Below are 26,640 nucleotides of genomic sequence, written 5' to 3' on the forward strand. Positions count from 1 at the left end.
GATATGAATATTGGAATCATCGGCATCGGGTCGTTCTTACCGGACAATCGGGTGACAAATATCGATTTAGAAAAACGAATGGATACGAGCGATGAGTGGATTCGTACACGTACAGGCATCGAGGCACGTCATTTGGCTGAGGGTGATGTGACGGTCGCGGATATGGCGACACGTGCCGCTGAACGGGCGTTACAGAGCGCGGGCGTCGCAATCGATGAGATTGAAGCGATCGTCTGTGCGACGGCTACAGCACCAGCCTTCCCGGCAACCGCATGTGTGGTGCAGGCGAATCTTGGAGCGAAAGCCGCTGTCGCCTTCGATGTGAGCGCGGCATGTAGCGGTTTCATCTTCGCGATGGACACGGCGAAGAGTCTCATGGATTCAAAAGGATTGAAAAAGACGCTCGTCATTGGCGCAGAGAAGATGGGAAGTCTAATTGATTGGGATGACCGATCGACGGCTGTCCTCTTCGGGGACGGAGCAGGGGCTGTCGTGCTCGGGGAAGACGAGATCGCTTCAATTGACTCACTTGTGCTCGGAAGTGACGGGACAGGTGGAAAACATCTGTATGAGAATGAAGAAGGTAAAATCGTCATGAACGGTCGCGAAGTCTTCAAGTTTGCCGTTCGGAAGATGCCCGAAATCGTGCTTGAAGCGCTAGACAAAGCAGACAAGACGTTGGAAGATCTTGACGTCCTCGTTCCACACCAGGCGAACCGTCGAATCATCGACGCTGCGATGGAACGGTTACATTTAGAAGAAGAGAAAGTGGTCATGACCATTCAAGACCATGCGAATACATCAGCAGCTTCCATTCCACTCGCTTTGGCCGAAGCGGTCAAGTCTGGCAAAATCCAAGATGGACAAACGGTCGTCATCGCAGGGTTTGGTGCCGGACTCACCTGGGGGGCTAGCTGTCTGACATGGAATCACGCAACCATTACGGGGGGGAATCATTTATGAAACGAGTAGTAGTGACAGGATTAGGAGTCGTATCACCATTAGGAAACGATGTCTCAACAATGTGGGACCGTCTTTTAAAAGGGGAAAACGCCATTGATACGTTGACGAAGATCGACATCAGTCAATATCCGGCCAAGGTCGGTGCGGAAGTGAAGGAATGGAACATCGATCATTTAGTCGAACCGAAGGAAGCACGTAAGATGGACTCCTTCATCCAATATTCTTTACTTGCGGCAGACGCTGCCCATAAGGACAGCGGACTCGACGTGAAAGCCATCGCGGACGATGTCGGGATTTGGATCGGGAGCGGGATTGGTGGCGTCGAGACGATTGACAAACAGTCGGCCATCCTTCATGACCGTGGACCACGTCGCGTCAGCCCGTTCTTCATTCCGATGATGATTCCGAACATGGCGAGCGGACAAGTATCCATCTATCTTGGAGCAAAAGGACCGAGCAACTGTTCCGTGACGGCTTGTGCGTCAGGGACGAACTCCATTGGGGAAGCGTTCCGTGTCATTCAACGTGGAGATGCGATCGCCATGTTCGCAGGTGGAGCGGAAGCGCCAATCACACCACTCTCGTTCGCAGGTTTTTGTTCAAACAAAGCCCTTTCAACGAATCCAGACCCGAACACGGCGTGCCGTCCGTTCGATGAAAACCGTGACGGATTCGTCATGGGTGAAGGAGCCGGGGTGCTCGTCTTAGAGGAGTATGAACATGCAAAAGCACGTGGTGCGAAAATGTACGCTGAAGTTGTTGGATATGGGATGAGTTCGGATGCTTACCATATCACAGCACCATCCCCTGAAGCTGAGGGCGGTTCGAAAGCGATGAGTGAGGCGATTCGAGACGCCGGAATCACGCCAGAAGATGTTCAATACATTAACGCGCACGGAACGAGTACACCACTCAACGATATGCTCGAGACGAAAGCGATTCGTCGTGTGTTCGGGGAACACGCTGATAAGCTCGCCGTCAACTCGTCAAAATCGATGATCGGTCACCTTCTTGGTGGTGCAGGTGGCGTCGAGGCCGTCATCACAGCATTATCGATTCACGAAGGCGAGATTCATCCAACGATTAACTGCGAATCACCAGCTGCAGATTGTGATTTAGATTATGTACGTGAAGGAAATCGGGAACTTGACATTCGTTATGCACTCAGTAACTCACTCGGCTTCGGGGGCCACAATGCGACACTCGCATTTGCAAAAGTGACGAACTGACGGTAGAAAAATCATTCAAAAAAGGTTAGGGTATAAGGGTTGGTCTAACAGAAAGGAGTGCAACGAATGAAAAAGAAATCATTCATCGTGGCCGCCTTGTTAGGTTCAGTCCTTATCCTTTTTTTATTTATTTGGAACGAACAACGAGAGCAGTCACGCGAACTAGTGCCAGTCGAAGAACAACAATTGACGATTTACGGAGAGTCGCTTCCGACTCAGCCGGATGTCATGCTAGCAATCGATCCGTCATCTCAAACAATCCTGTCCCATCTCTATGAAGGCCTATATCGATTCGGAGCAGACGGGTCCATCGAACCAGCGCTCGTTGAGAAGTTAGAGCGATCCGAAGATGGAACGGTCTATACATTCACATTAAAAGAGAGTGTGACGACAGAAGGGAATGCGATTGACGCGCAAACATTCGTCGATCACTTCCAAAAACTCGTGGACGTTGATTCGAATTCACCGTTCAGCTTCTTACTAGCAGATGTTCAATCCGCAAAAGAAATCGGACTTGGCCAACAAGAACCGGATACGCTAGGGGTCAAGGCAATCGATGACCGGACGCTCGAGTTGACTCTTGTCCGTCCGATGGAAGGGTTCGAACAGATTTTGGCGATGCCCGCATTTTTACCTCAACCAAATGTGGAAGCATGGGAAGAACTAGAGACGAACGGTCCATTTAAAATCAAGGCAATCGGAGATACGACCATCTCGTTACATAAAAATGAAACGTACCGAGAAGCTGAACAGGTGACGCTTGAAACGATTACCATTAATAGTGAAGCGAACTTGACGGAAGCGACAGGGATGCAACCCGTCCCATACGATTTTGACGTTTCCACGATTGATGAGGAAATTTTGAACGTACAGGACGTTCTACGAAGTGGAGTCTTTTATTTAAAGCCGAATGTAAAAAAAGCCCCGTTTAATGATGTAGCGTTCCGACAAGCCATCGCATTGACGCTTAAGCGGTCGGAAATCGAGGATTCACTCGCGCGAGCGGAACAGACGACAGAACGATTACTCGTCATCGCCCAAGAGGATTCGATCGCACAATTAGAAGGAAACGCAGACCAATTGTTTGACACCGTGAAGAAACGGCTGAAGAAAGATGAACTCGAAATCGAGCTGCTCAGCTTTGTCGATGACGAAGCGCGTCAAATCTCCGCAAAATTAAAGAAGAATTTGGAACAGTTGGATGGTTTGACCGTTAACATTATCGAGCTCCCCTTAGGAGAAAAAGTTAGGAAAGAAGTCTCAGGGGATTATGCGTTTTCTCTATCAGGCTGGCAACCGGACTATCCGATGTTATCCGCCTATTTGACTCAATTTGAAACAAACGATGTCCTCAATTCGAGTCGATATGCCAGCGAATCGTATGATCAATTGATGGATCAGGCTCGCTCAACAGATCGGTTGGAAGAACGAAATGAGATTTTCCGAGAAGCGGAGGCACAGCTGTTAGAAGAGGCTGTTGTTATGCCAATCTATCAAGCTGGACGTTCTTATGTGATCGAGAAAGGTTATGACCATATCGGTTTTCCGGTCATCGGTCCTTCATATGTCCTAACCTTTGCGAAAAAATACGAAAATTGAGCTAAAAGCCCGCCACTGTAGGCGGGCTTTTTGACTATAGATAAAATTTTTTAGAAAAATCAAAATAAACACTTTGCAAAATTATCAGAATATTGTATTATTGCATCAACGGGATTTTGGTAACAAATACTGTCAGAAGAAATGACTGAATTTTCTACCATCATTCACTTCGTTAAAACGAAAAAATCAGGGGGTCATCGCAATGAATAAGAAAAAAGGTTTTGCTTTAGCATCATCGGTTACACTTCTATCTAGTGCATTCCTAGCTGCATGTTCGACAGGGGAAGAAGAAACAGGGTCTTCAAATGGATCAGGTTCGGAAGGTTCTGCAGACGAAGCGCAAGTCCTCAACTTGCTCGACGGTTCAGATATTCCTTCACTTAACCCGACACTCGCAACAGATGCTGTATCGTTCAACGTCTTAAACAACGTTAACGAAGGTCTCTACCGTATGGACAAAGAAGACAACCCGACTCCGGGTATGGCTGAAGACCACAAAGTTTCAGAGGACGGGAAAACGTACACGTTCAAAATCCGTGAAGGCGCGACTTGGTCAAACGGGGAGCCTGTCACAGCGAACGACTTCGAATACGCTTGGAAAGAAGTACTCAACCCAGATAACGCATCACAATATGCATACGTTATGTCAATCATCGAAGGCGCAGAAGCGTACAACACAGGTGAAGGCGAGCGCGATGCTGTAGGCGTTAAAGCAATCGACGATCAAACACTTGAAGTTAAATTGACAGCACCAGCTGACTACTTCCTCGGATTGACTAGCTTCGGCGTATTCATGCCAAAACTCGAGTCATTCGATAAAGAGCAAGGCGAAAACTTCGGTACATCTGCAGAGACGACTCTCTACAACGGACCGTTCAAACTCGACAGCTGGGAGCGCGAGCAAGGCTGGAAGATGGTCAAGAACGAAGACTATTGGGATGCTGACACAGTTAAACTTGAAGAAATCAACGTTAAAGTCGTTAAAGAAGTTTCAACAGGTGTTAACTTGTATGAAAACGGTGACGTGGACCGTACAGGCTTGACTTCTGAACTCGTTGCTCAATACCAAGACAACGAAGACTTCTCAACTGTCGTTGAACCAACAATCTTCTACCTCCAGTTCAACACGAAAGTGAAAGAACTCGACAACCAAAAAATCCGTAACGCGATTGACCGCGCTTATGACAAAACAGCGATCTCAGAAACACTTCTTGCGAACGGTTCAATCCCTGCAAACTTCTTCGTACCAAAAGACTTCGTAACAGGTCCAGACGGAAAAGACTTCCGTGAAGGCAATGGCGACATCGGTGGCTACAACGTAGAAGAAGCACAAAAACTTTGGGAAGAAGGGCTCAAAGAGCTCGGAACAGACAAAGTTGAACTTGAACTTCTCAACTACGACTCAGAGTCTGCGAAGCAAATCGGTGAGTTCATCAAAGGTGAACTTGAGAAGAACCTTCCAGGTATGAGCGTTTCAATCAAGCAACAACCATTCAACAACAAACTTGACCTTGAAAACAAAGGGGACTTCGAGTTTACGTTCGCTGGTTGGGGCCCTGACTATCAAGATCCAATGACATTCGTTGATCTCTTCGTCACAGACGGACCATACAACCGTGGTAAATGGTCGAACGAAGAGTTCGATAAACTCATTGCTGATGCGAAAGCAAGCACAGACCCAGCTGAGCGTTGGAAGCAATTGCAAGATGCAGAGAAAATCGTTCTTGAAGAGAACGCAATCTCGCCAGTTTACCAACGTGGATCAGCTCGCCTCACGAAACCTTACGTTAAGGGAATCGTTGAGCACGCATTCGGTGCGGACTACTCTTACAAGTGGGCTTCAATCGAAGGCAAAGAATAATCAAGTCATCTTACGAAGAGAGACAGGGACGCCTGTCTCTCTTTTTATGTACATTTTTTAATACAAAAAAGAACTCTCACATGGAGAGTTCTGTCACAACAAGCTTATTTTTTCACTTTGGCGCTTACGACTGAGACCCATCGCTTTTTCAATCTTCGCGAGATTCTTATTTGCGACGGCTTCAGCTTTCGCACGACCGGCATCAAGAATTTCATCGAGTTCTGGAGAGTCGAGCAATTCGTGATAACGAGCTTGAATTGGTTCAAGTAGAGCAACAACCGCTTCCGCCACATCTTGTTTGAACGTCCCATAGTTCGAGTTCTCATATTGTTTGACGAGATCATCGATTGGGGTCCCTGTCGAAAGCGAGTAAATTTCTAACAAGTTCGAAATCCCCGGTTTATTCTCCCGATCAAATGAGATGACACCACTCGAATCTGTGACGGCACTCTTGATTTTCTTGCGGATGACATTCGGCTCGTCGAGCATCGAGATATATCCTTTGGCATTCGAATCCGATTTCGACATCTTCTTCACGGGATTCGTGAGAGACATGATCCGTGCGCCTTCTTTTTGAATGAGTGGTTCCGGCATCGTGAATGTCTCGTAATAACGTTTGTTAAAGCGTTCCGCCAAGTCACGAGTAAGTTCGATGTGTTGCTTTTGGTCGTCTCCGACTGGAACGAGTTCCGTATTGTATAACAAAATATCAGAAGCCATGAGCGTCGGGTAAACGAACAACCCTGCGCCTACATTCTCGCTGCCTTGCGACTTGTCTTTATACTGCGTCATCCGACCGAGCTCACCCATGCCGGCGATACACGTTAGCATCCAACCGAGTTGAGCGTGTGCTTTTACTTCAGACTGTACGAAAATCGTCGCTTTTTCCGGGTCGAGACCGGACGCGAGATAAAGTGCTGCTAATTTTCGCGTGTTGTTCATGAGCTCGACACGGTCGAGTTGAACAGTAATTGAATGTAAATCGACGATACAATAATAGGCATTGTTGTCGTCTTGTAGGTCGACGAATTGTTTCATCGCGCCAAGGTAGTTCCCGAGCGTCACGACGCCGGTCGGTTTGATTCCTGAAAAAATCGTTGCCATGTGTATACACCTCCGAAAAATATAAAAACCGCAGTCGTCTTCCCGAATAAATCGGGACGAATAACCGCGGTGCCACCCAAATTTGCATATACTATGCCACTTGAACGCGTTAACGGGCGTGAACCGTCTCGCCATACTTTTTGTTCAGGCGAGCCACTCCGAAGTCCATTCATTCAATAACTTTTCATCTACTCACAGCACCGTAGACTCTCTGAGGAAAAGGGGAATTGAATTACTTGTCTTCATCCAAGTGTTCTTATTCTTCATTTAGTTTAGCACAGGATTCAAGTGACGAAAAGATTAAATCAGAGCGACGAGAAATGAGAGAGCGATACTTCCAACTCCGACATATACCCAGTTCCAAGCCGATTGTTTACGAAGTTGCCGATCTTCTGGATCTTCTTCCTCATCTTCTTCATAGTCTGCGTCAATTTCCTTCAATTTTGCACGTCGATTACGCTTAAATCCGTACATGATTCCGTCAAATAGACCTGTTGCACTCATATGGGAGAACATCCCGATGGCAAAGATGAGTATACCTGATACAAATAAGCCACCACTTAAGTGAAACGAGAAAGATTCACTTCGGAAATAGGAAAAAATCGACCAAACGGTATAGAGAAGTGTGATAATCCCCCAGACAATCAATATATTTCGAAACTTTTTCAACACTGTAATCTCCTTTCAATCGATAAAAGAAATGTGTCAACATTTCGTGTTTCTTCTATGATACTAGGAACGTAGGGCATAAAGCGAGTAAGAACGTTAAATCAAGTGATAGCGTTTTATTCAATAGTTGACAGTTATATTAAAAGTTTCTTACAATAGCCCTAACGTTCTTTCGTCGAATACTTTATGAAATATTCAGAAAATTAAAGAAAAAGTAAGATGTTTATTCGACGATCGGCTAGCTTTTCAAAATGAAAGGGGAAATCGCAATGAAGAAAAAATCGATTTTGCTCATGATGACGATCATCTTGGCACTCGGTTCAGTTCTCGCGGCTTGTTCAACAGGCGGAGACTCTGATGGCGGCGGTTCTTCTTCAAACGGAGAAAAAGTTCTTCGTTTGACGGATACGTCAGATATCACAACAGCCGATCCGGCTCTTGCTACAGACGCGGTCGCATTCAACTTGATCGCCAACACAATGGAGGGTCTTTACCGTCTTGATAAAGATGGAAATGCCGTACCGGCACTTGCTGAAGGCGAACCAGAAGTAAACGAAGACGAAACGGTTTACACGTTCAAACTTCGTGATGCTGAATGGTCAAACGGGGAACCGGTCACAGCAAACGACTTTGTTTACGCTTGGCAACGAGCTGTTGATCCTGCAACAGGCTCACAGTACGCATACATCATGAACACAGTTAAAAACGCTGAAGCAATCAACACTGGTGACACACCAAAAGAAGAGCTTGGCGTAAAAGCAATCGATGAGAAGACACTCGAAGTTACACTCGAGCGTCCAGACCCATCATTCCTTTCACTTACTTCGTTCGGTACATTCACTCCGATCAACGAAGCATTCGCTACAGAAAAAGGTGAAGACTTCACGACTGGTCCTGAAAACCTTCTTTATAACGGACCGTTCACATGGACTAAATGGGATCGTGAACAAGGCTATGTCTTAACGAAAAACGAATCATATTGGGATGCAGAAAATGTTGCTCTCGACTCAGTTGATGTGAAAGTTGTTAAAGAAACATCTACAGTCGTGAACTTGTATGAAGCGGGCGATGTCGACTATGCTGGTCTCGCATCAGAACAAGTCGCAGCATTCCAAGAGGATGAAGATTACAACACAGGTCTTCGTTCTGCAGTTGGTTACTTCAAGTTTAACCATGAAGATGAACTTTTCTCTGATGTAAATGCACGTAAAGCAATCGCACGTGCAGTCGACCCATCAGGAATTATCGATCAGCTCTTGAACAACGGTTCAGTAGCAACGACGTCATTCATCCCGAAAGACTTCATCAAGTATGAAGACGGAACGGATTATACAGAAGGCGTGGAATACTTCAAAACAAACACTGAAGAAGCTGCTTCACTTTGGGAAGAAGTAACCGGTGGAGAAGCAACAACAATCGAACTCCTCTCGTTCGACAGTGAAGTATCGAAACAAATCTCTGAGTACATGAAAGGTCAAATCGAGTCGAACTTGCCGAACGTAACGGTTGAGATCGCTCAACAACCTTTCAACAACAAACTTGAGCGTGAAGCAAAAGGGGACTACCAAATGTCATTCGCACTTTGGGGACCTGACTACCAAGATCCGCTTACGAACCTTGGTATCTTCACTTCAGACAATGGACAAAACGACATCAACTACTCGTCATCTGAGTATGACAAGTTGATTGATGAGGCATCTGCTGAAACAAGCATCGATGCACGTTACGACTTGTTCAAAGAAGCTGAAGCTCTCTTGATTGAACAAGATCAAGCAATCATGCCTATCTACCAAGCTGGTGTGGCATACTTGATCCGTCCAAACGTCGAGAACTTCAACCGTCAATTATTTGGTGCTGATTACCAGTACAAATACGTTGATATTAAGTAATGGAAGGAGGGGGCATGCTAACCGCATGTCCCCAATTTTCTAAAAAATTCTAGCGAAGTATGAGAAAATACTGTTCAAATGTTTTGTTGGTAAAGTATAATGTAGTAACAGTGAAAATTCAGAATAATCTCTGAAAAGAATTTTCTTTATTTTCAGTCGCTGTACTAAGAGCCTTGAGATGACGTATAAGCTATTCTTTCAGAAAATTCCTTTCATTTTGTGAATTTGAAAAATAGGTCATATGTCATAGTGATGCTGTTGGTGCAAGTAGTAGAAAGAATTAGACAAAACAGGGGGTTTTTATTCATGGGACGTTATATCCTACAACGGCTGACTTACGGCCTCATCACGTTCTTCTTGATTGCCACGTTCACGTTCTTCCTGATGGACCTGCTCCCAGGTTCGCCTTATCAGAACCAGGAAAAACTGACAGAATCACAAATTCAATTGTTGAATGACCGCTACGGACTCAATGATCCGCTTCCGGTCCGCTATGCGACGTACATTGGAAACATGCTACAAGGTGACCTTGGCGTATCGTTCCGTACGGCTAACCGTCCAGTAACTGAGTTGATTATGGAACGTATCGGTCCATCGGCACAATTAGGGGTTCAGGCATTAGTACTTGGAACTCTATTAGGTGTATTGTTGGGTGTTGTTGCGGCGATTCGTCACAATACGGCAATTGACTATGGTGCAATGTTCGTATCGGTAATCGGGATTTCCGTCCCATCGTTCGTCTTTGCAGCCCTCCTTCAGTACTATGTTGGAGTTAAATTACAGTTGCTCCCGGTAGCATTCTGGGAATCACCAGCTCATACGATTTTACCAACCATCTCGTTATCGCTCGGGGTTACGGCATCAATTGCCCGTTTCGTCCGAACCGAGATGTTAGAAGTAACCGGACAAGACTATGTCACGCTCGCGAAAGCGAAAGGGTTGACGGGTAACGCCATCGTATGGAAACACATGGTACGCAACGCGATGATCCCAGCGATCACGATTCTTGGACCGATGACAGCTGGACTTTTAACGGGTACATTCGTTATCGAGAAAATTTTCGCAGTACCTGGTCTTGGAGAATTGTTCGTTACGTCAATCACGTTGAATGATTACTCTGTCATCATGGGCACGACACTCTTCTTCTCGGCCCTCTTCATTATTATCATTTTACTTGTCGACTTGCTCTATGGGGTTGTGGACCCACGTATTCGTCTTGGGGGGAATAACTGATGATTGAAAACAAAAAGAATTACGAACAGTTCGACCAAGACATGTTCACACCAGTTGAAATGAATGAACAGCTTGGTGAGCGGATTGCCGGAAAAAGTTTGAACTTTTGGCAAGATGCATGGATGCGCCTAAAGAAAAACAAGGCGGCTATCATCTCGCTCTCGATTATTTTAATTCTCGTCGCACTCGCTTTGTTTGGACCGATGCTCTCAAGCCGAGATGCATACGAACAGAACATCTCGCAAGCAAAACTACCGCCTAAAGTCACTGGACTTGAATGGGCTGGGTTTGATGGGTTGGCAACACTTGGAGGTCGTGAAATCGACTTCTACGAACAGAAGAATGTAGAAGAAAACTTCTGGTTTGGTACCGATTATCTCGGTCGTGATCTTTGGTCGCGGATTTGGGAAGGGACACGAATCTCCCTCTTCATCGGTTTAGTCGCAGCCATCATCGATACAATCATTGGAGTCGCGTACGGTGGTATTTCAGCTTACTTCGGTGGACGTACGGATAACATCATGCAACGTATTGTTGAAATCTTGACAGGTGTACCTAACTTGATTTTGATCATCTTGTTCATCTTGATCTTTGACCCAGGTGTCTTCACCATCATCCTTGCCATGGCCATCACCGGTTGGATTGGGATGAGTCGACTCGTTCGAGGGCAGATTCTTAAACTCAAAAACCAAGAGTTCGTCTTGGCAGCTCGTACACTCGGTGCTTCAAGTGGACGCTTGATTTTCAAACATTTAATTCCGAACACATTGGGTGCTATTATCATCACACTCATGTTCACGATTCCATCTGCTATTTTCTTCGAGGCATTCCTCAGCTTTATCGGAATCGGGCTTCAACCACCACAGGCATCACTTGGTACGTTGATCAACGATGGATACAAAGAACTACGGACATTCCCGTTCCTTCTTATTATCCCGTCTGTCATCATCGTCTTGCTTATGGTCAGCTTCAACTTGCTTGCTGACGGTTTGCGTGATGCGTTCGATCCGAAAATGCGTAAATAAAAAAGAAAGAGGGGGACTCGTGCATGGAAACGATTTTATCAGTCCGAGACTTAGAGGTCTCGTTCCACACATATGCAGGAACAGTTCAGGCTGTTCGTGGTGTTTCGTTTGATTTGAAAAAAGGCGAGACGCTCGCCATCGTAGGAGAATCGGGTTCAGGTAAATCCGTTACTTCGAAGGCAATTATGCGTCTCATTCCGAACCCTCCAGGTGAAATCACGAACGGAGAAATCATGTTCGAAGGAAAAGACTTGGCGAAACTTTCGGAAAAAGAAATGCTTAAAATTCGTGGTCGCGACATCGCAATGATTTTCCAAGACCCGATGACATCGCTCAACCCGACGATGACGATTTACAAGCAAATCGCAGAAGGGTTGAAACAGCACCAAGGGTTAACGGGTGAGGATGCGAAGAAACGTACGCTCGAATTGTTGACACTTGTAGGGATTCCAAACCCTGAAGCACGCTTGAAACAGTATCCACACCAACTTTCTGGTGGGATGCGACAACGGATCGTTATTGCGATCGCACTCGCATGTAACCCAAAAGTGTTGATTGCCGATGAACCGACAACAGCACTCGACGTAACGATTCAAGCGCAGATTCTTGAACTGTTAAAAGATATTCAGCAAAAGACCGGCACAGCGATTATCTTCATCACGCACGACCTTGGCGTTGTTGCGAACATGGCTGACCGTGTAGCTGTTATGTATGCGGGACGTCTCGTTGAAAAAGGAACGGTTGATGAAATTTTCTACGAACCACGTCACCCATACACATGGGGACTTCTCGGTTCGATGCCACGTCCGACGGATGACCGCAATGAAGCGTTACCGGCAATCCCGGGTACGCCTCCGAACTTGCTCGATCCTCCAAAAGGGGATGCGTTCGCACCGCGTAATCCATACGCGATGAAGATTGATTTTGAGAAAGAGCCACCGATGTTCCAAGTAAGTGATACACACTTTGCTTCAAGTTGGTTGTTACACCCACAAGCACCAGCGGTTAATCCGCCACGTGCGATTCGTGAACTCGCTCTCAAATATCGTCCAGACAGTGCGTTCGCAAAATCGTTTACGAAAGGTGGTGCTGAATAATGGAACGCGAGAAATTACTCGAGGTAAAAAACCTGAAGCAGCACTTTAAAATTGGTCGTGGCCGTGTTGTCAAAGCGGTCGACGGAATCTCATTCGATATTTACAAAGGTGAAGTGCTTGGGCTCGTAGGTGAGTCTGGTTGCGGTAAGTCAACGACAGGACGTACAATTATCGGTCTCTACGATGCGACGGATGGCGATGTTGTGTTCAAAGGCGAAAACGTTCACGATAAAAAATCAAAAGCAGACAAGTTGAAATTCAACCGTGCGATGCAGATGATTTTCCAAGATCCATACGCCTCGCTCAATCCGCGTATGACGGTCGCTGATATCATCGCAGAAGGAATCGATATTCATGGTCTTGCGAAAACGAAAGAAGACCGCATGAATCGCGTATATGACCTTCTTGAAACAGTTGGTTTGACAAAAGAGCACGCAAGCCGTTATCCACATGAATTCTCAGGTGGTCAGCGTCAGCGTATCGGGATTGCCCGTGCTCTTGCGGTTGAACCGGACTTCATCATCGCCGATGAGCCGATCTCAGCACTTGACGTTTCAATTCAAGCGCAGGTCGTCAACTTGATGAAAGAATTGCAACGCGATCGCGATTTGACGTATTTGTTCATCGCCCACGACTTGTCGATGGTTAAATACATCTCTGACCGTATCGGTGTTATGTATCAAGGTCACCTCGTAGAGCTTGCGACAGCAGATCGCCTTTACGAGAACCCAATTCATGCATACACGAAATCGCTCCTTTCAGCGATTCCGCTTCCGGACCCGGAGCATGAACGTACACGTAAGCGGATCGTATACGAGTCAACATCAAAAGGTCCAGTCGGACGTTCAGATGAAGATTCAAGTATCCCGCCACTTCGCGAAGTTGAGCCGGGGCACTATGTCTCGCTCACAGACGAAGAGTACGAAGCGTATAAAGCGCAACTCGTATAACGAAATCAATCCTGACTCATTTATTGAGTCAGGATTTTTTTTGCACAAAAAAATCACCTATTAAAGTAGGTGACTGATTATCCGTTCGAGATGCGTGGTAAATTAGAAAGACGTTCCACGATGGCGTCGATTTGACGGACGCGAGCTAACGCATCTTCAATTTCCATTGTCTCGTAATGATGAAGACCGCCTGGCTGCTCCACATACGTGTCCGCGTCATGGACGAGCTGTTGAAGTGGAGTTCGTTGAATACGACTCGGTGGTAGGTAGGAATCCGTGTGCAAGAGAATCATGACAGAAATCTCTTTTGCTCGGGCTGGATCTTCCCCTAAACGAATCAATAATTTGTGGGCGCGTTCGGCCCCCTTGATCGCATGGATATCGTTCTGACGATACAAATCATAATTCCATTTACCTTCTGTATACCATTCATAGTGTCCGATATCATGAAGAAGCGCAGCTTTCGTCGCCAAATCTGTATCAAGACCACGTTTCGTTGCCATTTCGAGAGCGCGTTCACAGACGTCGACCGCATGTTTTAAGCCAGATCGAGTTAAATATTTTTGGGTAACCGGATGTTTCATAATCGTTTCTAAAGTGATTCTCATAATCGCTCTCCTCCTTAAAAATAAAAAGGTTATTTCTATAAACTATACAGGTTTCTTCAAGTCATTGCAAACGATATCCGTTTAAATTTGAGATGAATGTATAAGAATGATTCACATTTCACAAACGAGTGTGCTATAATTTAAATGTAGATATAGTGCAACTTCAAGATTTTCAGAATCGGTAATGCTCGGTTGGTTCCTTACGCTGTATGGGGGTGAGAGGCCATGAAAGAACGTGACAAAGTTCTGCGAGAGAAAAAGAGACTTTTGAAAGAAGTATTGAAGAAAAAGTTTAAAGACTTACAAGTCAAGCCAGGGAAAGAGACGGTGTCTCAACCGGTTTCTCGAATCCCTGCGTCTTAAGTTAGGTCGTTCAAGGTCGCATTCAACGAATGCGCCCTCTTTTCATATCTGATTGATAAAGAATATCATTGAAGTTTTGATAAATAAGAATTACTATAATTAAGTGGATGCGAATTTGGGTATACAAATAGAGTCACTTAAAAAGATGGACGCATACTCGATCAGGGAGGAAGAAAAATGGTCACACTTTATACGTCTCCAAGCTGTACATCTTGCCGAAAGGCACGGGCTTGGCTCGAAGAACATGATATCCCGTTTACAGAACGAAACATATTTTCAGAACCGCTCTCATTGAATGAGATTAAACAAATTTTACGTATGACAGAAGACGGGACGGATGAAATCATTTCGACTCGCTCGAAAGTCTTTTCTAAAATCGATGTGTCTGTTGATGCGTTATCTCTTCAACAGCTTTACGATTTGATTCAAGAATATCCAGGTCTTTTACGTCGTCCGATTCTGATTGATGAGAAACGTTTACAGGTCGGATATAACGAAGATGAGATTCGTCGATTCTTGCCACGTAAAGTTCGGACGTTCCAATTACAGGAAGCCCAGCGACTTGTGAATGAATGAGAGCATACTGTTTAAGCAGTGTGCTTTTTATTATCGATTATTTCCTATAAAATAAAGTTATAACCCTTCATCTAGATTGAACGATGTTAAAAAGGGTACAAAGATAACAAGACAATTTCCCCTCTCCTCCTTATGTGAATTGGGAGTGAGGTGAGAAGGGAGTGGACAATCGTGAAAATTGAGCGCATCAATGATAATACCGTCAAATTTTTCATCACATACGTGGATATCGAAAAACGTGGTTTTGCTCGTGATGAAATTTGGTACAACCGAGAACGTGGCGAGCAGCTGTTCTGGCAAATGATGGACGAGGCTCACGAACGTGAAGACATCTCGTTTGATGGTCCACTATGGATTCAAGTACAAGCTTTTGAAAAAGGTCTAGAAGTGACTGTGACAATCGCGAAAAATGTAATGGACACGGAAGACGATTCTGAACTCGGTTCGCTTCTTCGATCAGCAATCGATGAGGCACGGGATCAACAATCGGTACTCGACCAATTGAGTGAGTTGGATGAACTTGAAGCCGAGGCAGATGCTTGGGCACCACTCGCGATGGAAACAAATGATTTCGAGGCAATCATTTCGCTGAGTAAACGTACAGGAGACATGTTCAGCGATCTTGATTTGAAACTATACCATTATCAAGACCGTTACTACTTGTGGATTGATTTCCCGGATGAAATGGAACCGGAAGACGAAGAGAATGCACTCAGTCTTTTAGCAGAATATTTAACATTCAGCACACAGACGCAACCGATGCTTGAAGAGTATGGAAAACTCATTCTCGATGGCGACGTCTTTGCGAAAGTGCGTCACTATTTCTAATGACACATCGCCTGTTCAGTTGGACAGGCGATTTTTTCAAATCGACGGTAAAGAGGTGTTGGTATGGTGAGACGAATTCGATTACTACTTGATGACAGTGCATGGTTTGTCCCATTTTTATACGGAACGGGTGGCATCGTATTAACGGCATTAACCCAAGTGTTTGGGGATTTCTTTCGTGATTTATTACCAGGCTTTATTTATTTAGACCTGGACTCAGCGGCGTCTGTGTTGTCTTCGACATTTACGAGCCTGATGACGATGATGACGTTCAGTTTTTCCACGATTCTGGTCGTATTGACAACGTATTCCTCTCAGTTCTCTCCCCGGACAATCAATAACTTTTTGACGAACACGTCGGCCAAGCATACGCTCGGTCTTTTCATCATGACGACGGTTTATGGAATTTCGAACCTATTCCTCGTCCGTACGGCAGATGAAGGCGTCGTGTTGTCGTCCGGGATCAGTGTGCTCTTAGTTATTGGTTCGATTTGGGCATTCGTCAAGTTCATCCAGACGATCAGTGTTTCGATTCAGGCGGAACGTCTATTATCCGCGTTACATAAAGAAGCGCTCTCCGTCATCAGCGAGCAAAAAGATGCGATTGAGTCGGATGAGGTTCATCTCGTCTTGCCTCGATCTGTCCATTCATTGGAAGGTCAAGCGGTACGAGCTCCGCAAACGGGGTACATCCGATTGTTTTTAAGAGAGAAACAAGGAGATCATGAAACGGACTTTGAGTCCGTCGTAGCCGTCGGGGATTTCGTTGCCAAAGGTGATTTACTCGGGTTTTGGAAAGGCGAGGACGCACCGGATATCGAGTTATTTGAGATTGGGGAAGTGCGTTCTTCGATGCAAGACCCGTCATTTGCGATTGAAAAATTGAGTGAGATTGCGCTAAGAGGAATCTCTCCAGGAATCAATGATCCGAACACCGCAATTCATGCGATTCATTACATCGGGGATATTTTAAGAGAACTTTGTGAATTACCAGATGGTGATTTTTTGTATTCGAACGGGAAGTCTGACTGGCATGTGAAACGAAAAACGCTTGAGACGATTCTATTTGAATCGCTATCGCCGATGCAGACTTATGCGAGCCGAGATATCTTTGTGATGGGGTCCGTGTTCGAGGCGATTCGAATGGCGCGCCTCCAAGCACATGAAACACTCGATTCGACATTTGAGGACATGATTCAATATTTTGCGGATGTGATTGATTGGGATCGTCTTCATGCGAAAGAACAGAACTATTTGCGCAATAAAATGAATCGGGCTAAAAAGATGACGACATGAGTAGAGACCACCTGTTCTAAAGAAGAGGTGGTCTCTGTTCAAGACAATGTATATCCGCCATCGACTGTGATGGCTTGGCCGTTAATGTAAGTTGAAGCATCAGTCAATAAAAATTCTACGACCGGCGCCACTTCCTCAGGATGTGCGGCATGTCCCCGGAAATGGTGGGTCATCGCCTCTTTGAACTTTGCTTCACCCCCATATAGCTTGTGACTGAGCGGTGTGTCAATCGGTCCAAAACAAACGGCATTGAATCTTACTTTTCCTTTCATTCGGTGTGCGAACGTTTTAGTTAAGGCTATTACGGCCGCCTTTGAAGCGGCATAATGCGCGAGCATCGGAGGGAACTTGACGTGCCCAACGATGGCAGCATTGTTGACGACACTCGCTCCTTGGTCAAATAGGGGAATGGCACGTTGTGTGACGGTGTTCAGCGCATACAAGTTGACATCGAATACCTCGTTATACGACTCATGTGTCAAACGTTCAGGTGTGCCCGGTCTACCAAAAGTAGCAGCGTTATTGAATAATCCGTTCAAGGTCACACCTTGTTCTTTCAATTGAGAGAAAAGATGGTCGATGTCCTCTATCGAAGCAAGGTCACATCGAATAAATATGGCTTGTCCATTTGAATCAGACTCAAGGGCCGCACCTCTTGTTTCATCCCGACCGATCCCGATGACACGGTGCCCCTTACCAGTCAACTGCAAAGCGACGGCGCGACCAATCCCACTTGTCGCACCGGTGATCAGAAAAGTCCCCATAATTCATTCGCTCCCCTCAAAAAGATGACGTTACGATGTATAATTAATGATAATACATGACAGAAACGAGGTCAGCTTATAATATGTTGCGACGCATACAAGTACTCTTTTCCCTCATTTTGCTCGCAGGACTCATTGCGATATTATCGTATTACTGGAGCTCACAAGTAATCGGATTGTTCTCGATTCTCGTCTTTTTGACAACGTTCAGCATATTGCTCGTCATCTTACTTGAAAATCGAAATCCACAACGTACGCTCATTTGGGCAATTGTCATGATTGGTTTTCCGGTCATCGGATTATTCGCATACTTTGTATTCGGTCAGAACTATCGCCGTAAACGAATGTTCAAAGAAAAAGCGATGCTTGATGAAGAGACGTACTTGGCCTATCGTCAGAAAGCGATGACGTTATCGCCGTCCCTCATGTTCGCCCACGACGATTACGAGAAGCTGATGCATTTGACTTCTTCGTTGAACCAGCTACCGGTCTCATCGAATACGTATACGCAAATCTTGACGAACGGCCGTGAAAAATTTTCGAAGTTATTGCCGGCTCTGAAAGGAGCGTCCCGACACATCCATCTAGAGTATTATATTTTCCGGGAAGATCGTATTTCTCGGGAAATACAGCGAATCTTGATCGAAAAAGCGAAGGCGGGGGTCGAAGTCCGATTTTTGTATGATGCCGTCGGGTCCATTCATACGAGCGGCACGTTCTTTGAAGAGATGAAGCAAGCCGGTGTCCAAGTCCAGGCATTCTTTCCAGTTGTATTGCCACTCGTTTCAAGTAAGACGAACTATCGCAACCATCGGAAAATCGTGGTCATCGATGGTACGGAGGCATTCACAGGTGGCTTGAATGTAGGGGATGAGTACTTGGGTGAGCACTCTAAGTTCGGGTTTTGGCGCGACACCCATCTGTATGTCAGAGGAGAAGGGGTATCTGAACTACAATTGATTTTCTTGCAAGATTGGTATTACATGACCGGGGAACGCCTGTTCACACCGTTCTATCTAGAGCCGCTTGAAACGGTAAGAAGTGCGAGCGGAGGTGTCCAAATCGTTGCGAGTGGACCGGATGAACCGTATGAGACGATGAAGTCCATTTACTTTTCACTCATCAATGCTGCGAAGAAATCTGTCTACATTTCGTCACCTTACTTGATTCCGGATGAGGACATTATGAGTGCCTTAAAGACGGCATCATTATCAGGAATTGATGTCCGCATCGTCTTACCGAGTTATCCCGACCATAAAATCGTGTTCTACGCGAGTCGGTCCTATTACGAAGAACTGTTACTCGCCGGGGTAAAGATCTATCTATATGAGAAGGGATTCATGCATTCAAAAGTCATCGTGGTGGATGATGGATTAGCCACGATTGGGACGGCGAATATGGATTTTCGGAGCTTTCATTTGAACTTCGAGGTCAATGCGCTCCTCTATAACACGAACTCAGTCCATCAACTGAAACAAGACTTATATGATGATTTCGAAGGGTCTCACGAACTCGTATTAGAAGAGTTCGCGAAACGGTCATTCTTTATCAAACTCGTTGAATCATTAGCCAGAATGTTTTCACCATTGCTATGAGGAGGGAGCAAGATGCGGTTTGCAATCGATCGGGAAGGGGATATCATTGATTCCTTTACATTAAATCGGATGCAAGCAGAGCAACTTGCTCCTTTTCGATGTCCGACTTGTCAGGAAGTATTGATTGTGAAGCAAGGTGTGAAGCGACGGCTACATTTTGCGCATATCCACACCTGTGGGAGGGCTGAATCGGTCACGCACCATCAGGATAAATGGGCGGTGTGCCAGTGGCTTCAAGAGAAAGGGTATCCAGTCGAGCAAGAAGTGACGATTAAGAATCGTCGGGCTGACATCCTCACGAACATGGACGGGCAGCACACCGTGTTCGAAATTCAGGCATCTCCCTTGCGACCGGAAGAATACGCCGAGCGAACGATTGATTATCGACGAGCGGGGCTTGATGTCATTTGGATTGCGAGCGGTCTCGATTTGAGAAGCAATCAATCGTTTCAACCATGGATGCGTCTAGAAATGTTTCAGAGACATCGGTTGTTGACGGTGAGAAATGGGAGATTGTTACGCTTCAATGGATTTCCGATTTCGATTAAGTACGGAATCGGAAGCTGGGAAATCTCATCATCCGTGAACACGTCACCGTACGAAGCTTACTACCGGTTCGATGCTTTTGAATGGACAGAGATGATTCGTCGTAAACGGATGTCGCCTCTTTACCCATCTCCGTTAAATCGACGGCTCATATTGAATCGGCTCTATCCACTTGGTCTGTTACCCGCATTATTACCGACCGCCTGTTACCTTCCGCTATCATCGCTTTGGGGAATTCGTGTGCATCCGATTGATTTTCAAACCGTTCTTTATTTGAATCGCTACGAGTCACCTCACGATTCCGTGGAATGGAGTATTCAAAAAACGTGTCGACAATTTGGGGTGACACCGACAAGCGACTTTTCCCAGTCATTTCATGTACAATGGAAACAACTCTTGAATGCGAGTCGTCTATCCTGTGATGTCAGGTCATGGCCGCATCCGAAGCATTACGAGGAGGCCAGACATCACGATACACGTTTGTTTCAAGGACTTCAGCGATTGATCTTACAATCGACTAAATCATCGAAAAGGAAGTGGACGTATGTCAGAGGTATTGACTAGACAACAAGTTCCAGTGGAAGAAACGTGGAACTTAGAGACCATCTACAGCAATGACGAGGCTTGGGAATCGGATTTTCAAGCGTTAAAAGAGAAAGTACCGGAATTGATTGGATTTAAAGGACGCCTTGGGGAGTCGGCGGAGACGTTATACGAAGCGTTGCAACTTCGGGACGATCTCTCACGTCAGTTACATAAGCTATATACATATGCGCATATGCGCTATGACGAAGATACGGCGAATAGCCATTATCAAGCATTGAATGATCGTGCCGGCTCACTTGCTTCTCAAGTTTCAGCGCAACTCGCGTTTATGACACCTGAGTTGCTTTCGATTGATGAGAATCAGATTGAAGCCTTCATGGAGCAGAATGAGTCACTTCGCGTTTATCGTCATGCATTCGATGAGTTGGCACTTGAGCGTCCGCACGTATTGACAGAGGCAGAAGAAGCCATTTTGGCACAAGCCGGAGATGTGCTCGGTCAATCGAGCTCGACGTTCGGTATGCTCAACAACGCGGATTTGAAATTCCCGAAAGTGAAAAATGAAAAAGGGGAAGAAGTCGAGTTGACGCACGGTCGATATATCACGTTCCTTGAATCGGCTGACCGAAGCGTCCGCGAAGGGGCATTTAAAGCGATGTACGGGACGTACGCGCAATATTTGAATACGTTCTCCTCGACATTGTCAGGAAGTGTGAAGAAAGATAACTTCTATGCGACTGTGCGTAAATTTGAAAGTGCAAGACAGTCCGCACTCCACCATAATGCGATTCCGGAGTCTGTATACGACGGCCTTGTAGAAGCAGTGAACGAACGACTCGACTTGTTACATCGTTATGTCGCGTTACGTAAGCGAGCGCTCGGCTTAGATGAGTTGCATATGTATGACCTCTACACACCGCTCGTCAAAGATGTCGAGATGAAAGTGTCATATGAGGAAGCGAAACAATGGATGGTAGATGGTTTGGCACCACTCGGAGAAGAGTACGTCCAAATTGTCAAAGACGGTCTCGAGTCGCGTTGGGTCGATGTGCGAGAGACGCGTGGTAAGCGTAGCGGTGCTTACTCCTCGGGAGCGTACGATACGCAACCGTTCATCCTCATGAACTGGCAAGATAACGTCAATAACTTGTTCACGCTCGCACACGAGTTCGGACACTCTGTGCATAGTCATTACACACGCACATCGCAACCATATCCGTATGGCGATTACTCAATCTTCGTTGCAGAAGTGGCGTCGACGACGAACGAAGCTTTGTTGAATGACCATTTGTTGAAAACGAGAACAGCGAAAGAGGAGCGTCTCTACTTGCTGAACAATCAGCTTGAAACGTTCCGTGGAACATTGTTCCGTCAAACGATGTTCGCTGAATTCGAACACATGATTCATCAAGCTGCTCAAGAAGGCGTATCGCTCACTCCGGAGTACTTAAATGAAACGTACCTCGAGTTGAACAAACGCTATTTCGGAGACGAGATTGTCATCGATGAAGAGATTTCATATGAGTGGGCGCGCATCCCACACTTCTATTACAACTACTACGTCTATCAATATGCGACAGGGATTTCGGCATCTGCTGCACTGTCACAACAGATCATGGAAGAAGGGGAGCCAGCCGTACGTCGTTATATCGATAACTTCTTGAAGGCGGGTTCTAGTGACTATCCGATTGAGGTGCTGAAGGCGGCTGGTGTCGATATGACAACGAAGGAGCCGGTATTGAAGGCGCTCGATCAGTTCGAGGCAGTTCTTGATGAAATGGAATCATTATTGTTCTCGTGAACAATATGTGACAATGTGCACAAAGAGGTTGTCAGGTGATTCTGTTCTAGGTATATTATAAGTGTGAAATCAATCACAAACCCCTTTATTGACCGTAAACTTTCTCCCATCTTGTAGGCCTTCCCCGGGCCTCAAGGTTCGATGTCTCTTGTCCCCGCTTGAGACGTCAAAAACCCCATGGCTCCCCGGCCATGGGGTTCTTTTTTATTTCGTTTGAGCCCACGCTTCACCGCTACATCCTGGCACAGGACGGCAACGCTGTTGCAGGGAGAGCTTCTTCAATTCGCGTTCAATCACTGTCTTCTCCATGTCTAGAATGTACGATAGCTCTGTGATGGTCGAAGCATCATAGCGTGCCAACACTTTGGCTACATCCCAATCGGTCGTACGGCTCGGTGCATAACCTAACAATTCAGTCATGACCGATTGATAGACATCGTACGGATATACCCCTTCAATCTTCAATGCTTCATCGCGCGTCACGAACGTGAGTGCGGGCAATGACTCAATCTCCCAATCTTTCAACACTTGATGGTCGACAGCTAATGCATTCAAGAGCTGGTTCGATTGAAGATCGGCTTCAAGTTCACTTAAATCAAGGCCATACTCTTCGAAAGAACGTGCAATTTCCCATAAATCGATTGAACCAAGTTGTTCACCAGAGAATAGATCATTCACATGCAAATGACGCAAGAAGCGCATCGCATGACGTTTCCCTTGTAATTCCAGCGCTTTGATCATGGTGAGAAGGCGAACTTCTTCCTGACATCCGCCAACACAGCTAGGAACGGTAGAGACCATTCGAAAACGAATCACATGTTCGTATTCAATCTCTAACTTTTTGATTAGTGTCATCACGTGAAAGTTCTCTGGACTTGAGATGTCCATGAAATAGAATAACTCCAATGGCTTATACGTTACTTGAATAGGAGTTTCTTCCAGTGAACAGGATGACCCATTACATTGTTCAAGTTCCATTTGTGTCGCCTCCTCTCGTTAAAAAACTCATTTAACTTTGTAAACTCATTGTAGCAACGAAAAAAAAAGGTTGGCAATGTATCTGCTCAACCTTCCAACCGACTCATTTTTAATTCCATGAATCGGACGATTTTATTTTTGGCGGGACGATAGGGGAGACCGTGTTTTGCAAGCAGTCCTTCGAACGCACGTTTTCCCTCTTCTTCATTCGTCACTTCAAATTCTATTTCGTAGTCGTTCGTCTCCAAATAATGGCTTTCGTCCAAAACGAGTAGACCGTCTTCTATCTGTAACTCTGCCCGATTTGTCTCGAGTCGACCGAGATGTTCGAGCGGTGCATTCAGCTGGAACGGGGCCAGTGCCTGCTTCATTTGCTCGTCATGGATGATTCCGTACTTAAACAGATCCTCAGCCTCATCTTCTGTAATAGTGGCATGTGTCTCAAGCAATCCGACCTCGTTTGGTTGCTTCAACGTCAGCACTTGACCTTGTTTCTTCTCGCGAATCCGAAGAGCCGCCCCGTTCGCTTTTAGCTGAAAGGTAGGAGTGTCGAAATAGTCATTCGCTTGCCAACGAACCTGGTCATCAAGCTGATAGGCACGTAGGAGTGTCTCATACTCGTCTTTCGTCAACATTGATTTAAATTCAATTTCCACTTCTTGGGTCATGAATCATCGCTCCATTCTATGAACAATTGTTCGTTTATGATACCATACAAACGGATACATACGGAAAGGACGCGTTTTTTCCGGAAAAGAACGAAAGTGGTGACAGCGTATGCAATCAGTGAACTGGGATCAGTTTTTAGTGCCGTATCAAATTGCGGTAGACGAGTTGAAAGTCAAATTGAAAGCCGTTCGTAAGCAGTTCAAATCCCAAAATGACCATTCTCCGATTGAATTTGTCACAGGTCGAGTGAAGCCGGTCGGGAGCATTCTTGAGAAAGCGAAACGAAAGAATATCGCTGACCATGAATTGGCGACGGATATGCAAGATATAGCAGGATTACGAATCATGTGCCAATTTGTCGATGATATCGTTCACGTCTTGGATTTGCTACATCGTCGAACAGATTTTAAAATAGTGGAAGAACGGAATTACATTACCCATCAGAAAGATTCGGGTTATCGATCGTACCATGTCATCATCGAGTACCCGGTCCAAACGATTCACGGTGAAATCCCGACGCTCGTGGAAGTGCAAATCCGCACGCTTGCGATGAATTTCTGGGCCACGATCGAGCATTCATTGAATTATAAATATGATGGCGACATGCCTCTTGAAGTGCAGGAACGATTGAGACGCGCAGCCGAGGCGGCCTTTTTACTCGATGCCGAGATGAGCCAACTCCGCGTTGAAATTCAGGATGCCCAGCAAGTGTTTCGGGATAAAGAGATGAACGTGAAAACGGATGAAGACTAGGGGGAAACCGATATGCAGTTTGCGATTGTATCGAGGGGAGATACGCGATCAGCGGAAATCGCCCAGGAACTGACTGAAAAACTTCAAGCCGCCGGACATACATTATCGGAAGAGCCCCGAATCGTAGTATCGGTCGGAGGGGACGGGACGATGTTACAGGCGTTTCATAAATACATCGATCGACTCGATGAAACGCTCCTTGTCGGGATTCATACCGGGCATCTCGGCTTTTATGCCGATTGGCAGCCGGATGAGTTGGATGAACTGACTGAGATGATCACGAGTGAATCGTTCGAGCCAGTCTCCTATCCGCTCGTTGAAGTGCTCATTGACTATGAGAACGGAGAGACCGATCGTCGATTGGCGATGAATGACTGTACGATTAAGAACTACAAGCGAACGCTCGTCTGTGATTTATCGATTCGAGACGATTACTTTGAAACGTTCCGTGGAGATGGGTTATGTATTTCGACACCATCGGGTTCGACCGCCTATAACAAGGCACTCGGTGGAGCGATCGTTCACCCATCGATCGAAGCCATTCAAGTGACCGAGATGGCTTCGATCAACAACCTAGTGTATCGAACGATCGGCGCACCGCTTCTCTTACCAAAACACCATCAAGTGAAAATCAAGCCGCACACGAAAACCGAATTTGAATTGGCGTTTGACCATCAGGAAGCGTTGTCCTGGTCGGATGTCGTCTCGATTCGATGCGCGGTCGCAAAAGAAAAAGTGACGTTCGCTCGTTTCCGGCCCTTCCCATTCTGGCGCCGAGTTCGCGAATCGTTCATCGAGGAAGGAAAGTAACGAATGCAAGGGTTTACGATTCGTCGCGTTGTGGAGAAAGCCATCCCACTTCGCGACTTTTTAATGCAAGATATGGGCATTTCTCGAAAGATGCTCACGCTCGTGAAGCATGAAGGCGATATTGAAGTGAATGGCATGCACCGCACCGTAAGGCATGAACTCGAACCAGGAGATGAAGTGATCGTCCGATTCCCGCCCGAATCCCCATCACTTGACATGGTCGCTTCGGAAAGACCGATTCGAATTCTGTATGAAGACGATACGCTGTTGGCGGTCGATAAACCGGCAGGGATTGCCACGATCCCATCACGACTACATCCGACCGATACACTTGCGAACGCTGTACTTGGCTATTATCAACGCATCGGTCTGTCATCTGCGATTCATGTGATCAATCGACTCGATCGTGACACGAGCGGTGTCGTCTTATTTGCAAAGTACGGATTCATCCATCATCGATTCAGCGAACTTCAGAAAGCGAATGGATTGATGCGTACGTATAAGGCATTGGTCGAAAAAGAAGTGACGCCACAAACGATTGATGCACCGATCGGGCGTGCCGAGAACTCGATTATGGAGCGAGTCGTGACAACTGAGGGACAACGCGCCATCACGCACATCCTCGCATGTCAGCCGTTTGGGAGCGGCTCGTTATTGACGATTCGACTCGAGACGGGACGGACCCATCAGATTCGCGTGCATTTGCGCCATATCGGTCATCCGCTCATTGGGGACTCCATGTATGGGGGGACGGCTCGTATGCCCCGTCACGCCCTTCACAGCGCGTCTGCGCGATTCATTCACCCGATGACAGGAGATACGATTCAGATTGAGGCGCCGATTCCGGAAGATTTTCGAACTATATAAAGAAATCCCTCAAGGTTAGAC

Annotated in this window: 25 protein-coding genes and 1 other annotated feature; of the genes, 19 read left to right on the top strand and 6 right to left on the bottom strand. The window is 46.1% G+C overall.

What is annotated here, in order from left to right:
* Positions 1–3 precede the first annotated feature (3 nt).
* From KNO70_RS08095 to KNO70_RS08110, 4 genes are all read left to right on the top strand, one after another.
* Entirely contained in the window at positions 4–963 is a 960-nt protein-coding gene (locus KNO70_RS08095; RefSeq protein ID WP_214812092.1) for a beta-ketoacyl-ACP synthase III, read from the top strand.
* A complete protein-coding gene (gene fabF, locus KNO70_RS08100) occupies positions 960–2,192 on the top strand; it encodes a beta-ketoacyl-ACP synthase II (protein WP_214730882.1) in 1,233 nt (410 codons plus the stop codon). The genes KNO70_RS08095 and fabF overlap by 4 nt, the downstream gene beginning before the upstream one ends.
* Before the next feature lie 66 nt (positions 2,193–2,258).
* Entirely contained in the window at positions 2,259–3,791 is a 1,533-nt protein-coding gene (locus KNO70_RS08105; RefSeq protein ID WP_214812095.1) for a peptide ABC transporter substrate-binding protein, read from the top strand.
* A gap of 202 nt (positions 3,792–3,993) precedes the next feature.
* Complete coding sequence (locus KNO70_RS08110) at positions 3,994–5,652, top strand: peptide ABC transporter substrate-binding protein (RefSeq protein WP_214684583.1); 1,659 nt, start codon at positions 3,994–3,996, stop codon at positions 5,650–5,652.
* 93 nt (positions 5,653–5,745) lie between these two features.
* Here the strand turns inward: KNO70_RS08110 and trpS are convergent, their stop codons facing one another.
* Together trpS and KNO70_RS08120 are read right to left on the bottom strand one after the other, a co-directional pair.
* Complete coding sequence (gene trpS / locus KNO70_RS08115) at positions 5,746–6,756, bottom strand: tryptophan--tRNA ligase (RefSeq protein WP_214812098.1); 1,011 nt, start codon at positions 6,754–6,756, stop codon at positions 5,746–5,748.
* A gap of 49 nt (positions 6,757–6,805) precedes the next feature.
* Positions 6,806–7,014 (bottom strand) — a binding site (T-box leader).
* 42 nt (positions 7,015–7,056) lie between these two features.
* Entirely contained in the window at positions 7,057–7,425 is a 369-nt protein-coding gene (locus tag KNO70_RS08120; RefSeq protein ID WP_214812101.1) for a DUF3899 domain-containing protein, read from the bottom strand.
* A 269-nt stretch (positions 7,426–7,694) separates the two neighbouring features.
* On the opposite strand from KNO70_RS08120, the gene KNO70_RS08125 reads away from it, so the two are divergent.
* The 5 genes from KNO70_RS08125 (at position 7,695) to KNO70_RS08145 (ending at position 13,619) form a co-directional block, all read left to right on the top strand.
* A complete protein-coding gene (locus tag KNO70_RS08125; RefSeq protein ID WP_074037428.1) occupies positions 7,695–9,314 on the top strand; it encodes a peptide ABC transporter substrate-binding protein in 1,620 nt (539 codons plus the stop codon).
* Between the two features lie 306 nt (positions 9,315–9,620).
* Positions 9,621–10,547 (top strand): oligopeptide ABC transporter permease, encoded by a 927-nt coding sequence (opp3b, locus tag KNO70_RS08130; RefSeq protein WP_078146602.1) that lies wholly within the window; start codon positions 9,621–9,623, stop codon positions 10,545–10,547.
* Positions 10,547–11,572 (top strand): oligopeptide ABC transporter permease, encoded by a 1,026-nt coding sequence (gene opp3C / locus KNO70_RS08135; RefSeq protein ID WP_078146603.1) that lies wholly within the window; start codon positions 10,547–10,549, stop codon positions 11,570–11,572. The genes opp3b and opp3C overlap by 1 nt, the downstream gene beginning before the upstream one ends.
* A gap of 23 nt (positions 11,573–11,595) precedes the next feature.
* Positions 11,596–12,669, top strand: a complete 1,074-nt coding sequence (locus tag KNO70_RS08140) for an ABC transporter ATP-binding protein (protein ID WP_015881213.1) — start codon at positions 11,596–11,598, stop codon at positions 12,667–12,669.
* A complete protein-coding gene (locus KNO70_RS08145; protein WP_015881214.1) occupies positions 12,669–13,619 on the top strand; it encodes an ABC transporter ATP-binding protein in 951 nt (316 codons plus the stop codon). The genes KNO70_RS08140 and KNO70_RS08145 overlap by 1 nt, the downstream gene beginning before the upstream one ends.
* 77 nt (positions 13,620–13,696) lie before the next feature.
* Here the strand turns inward: KNO70_RS08145 and KNO70_RS08150 are convergent, their stop codons facing one another.
* Entirely contained in the window at positions 13,697–14,227 is a 531-nt protein-coding gene (locus KNO70_RS08150) for an HD domain-containing protein (RefSeq protein ID WP_147536857.1), read from the bottom strand.
* Between the two features lie 225 nt (positions 14,228–14,452).
* Between KNO70_RS08150 and KNO70_RS08155 the strand changes: the two genes are divergently transcribed.
* The 4 genes from KNO70_RS08155 to KNO70_RS08170 all read left to right on the top strand — a co-directional run bounded on the left by KNO70_RS08155 (position 14,453) and on the right by KNO70_RS08170 (position 17,290).
* Positions 14,453–14,590 (top strand): hypothetical protein, encoded by a 138-nt coding sequence (locus KNO70_RS08155; protein WP_214812104.1) that lies wholly within the window; start codon positions 14,453–14,455, stop codon positions 14,588–14,590.
* Positions 14,591–14,767: 177 nt separating this feature from the next.
* Positions 14,768–15,166, top strand: coding sequence for a transcriptional regulator SpxA (gene spxA / locus KNO70_RS08160; RefSeq protein ID WP_015881217.1), 399 nt, complete (start codon positions 14,768–14,770; stop codon positions 15,164–15,166).
* Positions 15,167–15,337: 171 nt separating this feature from the next.
* Positions 15,338–15,994 (top strand): adaptor protein MecA, encoded by a 657-nt coding sequence (gene mecA, locus KNO70_RS08165; protein ID WP_015881218.1) that lies wholly within the window; start codon positions 15,338–15,340, stop codon positions 15,992–15,994.
* 63 nt (positions 15,995–16,057) lie between these two features.
* On the top strand, positions 16,058–17,290 hold the full coding sequence (locus KNO70_RS08170) for a DUF2254 domain-containing protein (RefSeq protein ID WP_078146605.1): 1,233 nt from the start codon (positions 16,058–16,060) through the stop codon (positions 17,288–17,290).
* 38 nt (positions 17,291–17,328) lie between these two features.
* Here KNO70_RS08170 and KNO70_RS08175 read toward each other — a convergent pair whose 3' ends face one another.
* Positions 17,329–18,054, bottom strand: coding sequence for an SDR family NAD(P)-dependent oxidoreductase (locus tag KNO70_RS08175; RefSeq protein WP_214687858.1), 726 nt, complete (start codon positions 18,052–18,054; stop codon positions 17,329–17,331).
* Positions 18,055–18,137: 83 nt separating this feature from the next.
* Between KNO70_RS08175 and cls the strand changes: the two genes are divergently transcribed.
* The 3 genes from cls to pepF are packed head-to-tail and all read left to right on the top strand — an operon-like array spanning position 18,138 to position 22,542.
* Positions 18,138–19,649, top strand: coding sequence for a cardiolipin synthase (gene cls, locus KNO70_RS08180; protein WP_015881221.1), 1,512 nt, complete (start codon positions 18,138–18,140; stop codon positions 19,647–19,649).
* 12 nt (positions 19,650–19,661) lie between these two features.
* On the top strand, positions 19,662–20,759 hold the full coding sequence (locus KNO70_RS08185) for a competence protein CoiA (protein ID WP_214730892.1): 1,098 nt from the start codon (positions 19,662–19,664) through the stop codon (positions 20,757–20,759).
* On the top strand, positions 20,740–22,542 hold the full coding sequence (gene pepF, locus KNO70_RS08190; RefSeq protein WP_214812122.1) for an oligoendopeptidase F: 1,803 nt from the start codon (positions 20,740–20,742) through the stop codon (positions 22,540–22,542). The genes KNO70_RS08185 and pepF overlap by 20 nt, the downstream gene beginning before the upstream one ends.
* 204 nt (positions 22,543–22,746) lie before the next feature.
* Here the strand turns inward: pepF and KNO70_RS08195 are convergent, their stop codons facing one another.
* Entirely contained in the window at positions 22,747–23,520 is a 774-nt protein-coding gene (locus KNO70_RS08195) for a DsbA family protein (RefSeq protein ID WP_214757159.1), read from the bottom strand.
* Between the two features lie 86 nt (positions 23,521–23,606).
* Positions 23,607–24,188: a CYTH domain-containing protein gene (locus tag KNO70_RS08200; protein WP_214812125.1), complete on the bottom strand. Its 582-nt coding sequence runs from the start codon at positions 24,186–24,188 to the stop codon at positions 23,607–23,609.
* Between the two features lie 109 nt (positions 24,189–24,297).
* Between KNO70_RS08200 and yjbM the strand changes: the two genes are divergently transcribed.
* The 3 genes from yjbM to KNO70_RS08215 are packed head-to-tail and all read left to right on the top strand — an operon-like array spanning position 24,298 to position 26,619.
* Complete coding sequence (gene yjbM / locus KNO70_RS08205; protein ID WP_015881226.1) at positions 24,298–24,942, top strand: GTP diphosphokinase; 645 nt, start codon at positions 24,298–24,300, stop codon at positions 24,940–24,942.
* A 12-nt stretch (positions 24,943–24,954) separates the two neighbouring features.
* Positions 24,955–25,752: an NAD kinase gene (locus KNO70_RS08210; protein WP_015881227.1), complete on the top strand. Its 798-nt coding sequence runs from the start codon at positions 24,955–24,957 to the stop codon at positions 25,750–25,752.
* Positions 25,753–25,755: 3 nt separating this feature from the next.
* On the top strand, positions 25,756–26,619 hold the full coding sequence (locus KNO70_RS08215) for an RluA family pseudouridine synthase (RefSeq protein ID WP_214812128.1): 864 nt from the start codon (positions 25,756–25,758) through the stop codon (positions 26,617–26,619).
* The last annotated feature ends 21 nt before the right edge of the window (positions 26,620–26,640 follow it).

Source organism: Exiguobacterium sp. s181 (assembly GCF_018617125.1).
GTDB lineage: Bacteria > Bacillota > Bacilli > Exiguobacteriales > Exiguobacteriaceae > Exiguobacterium > Exiguobacterium profundum.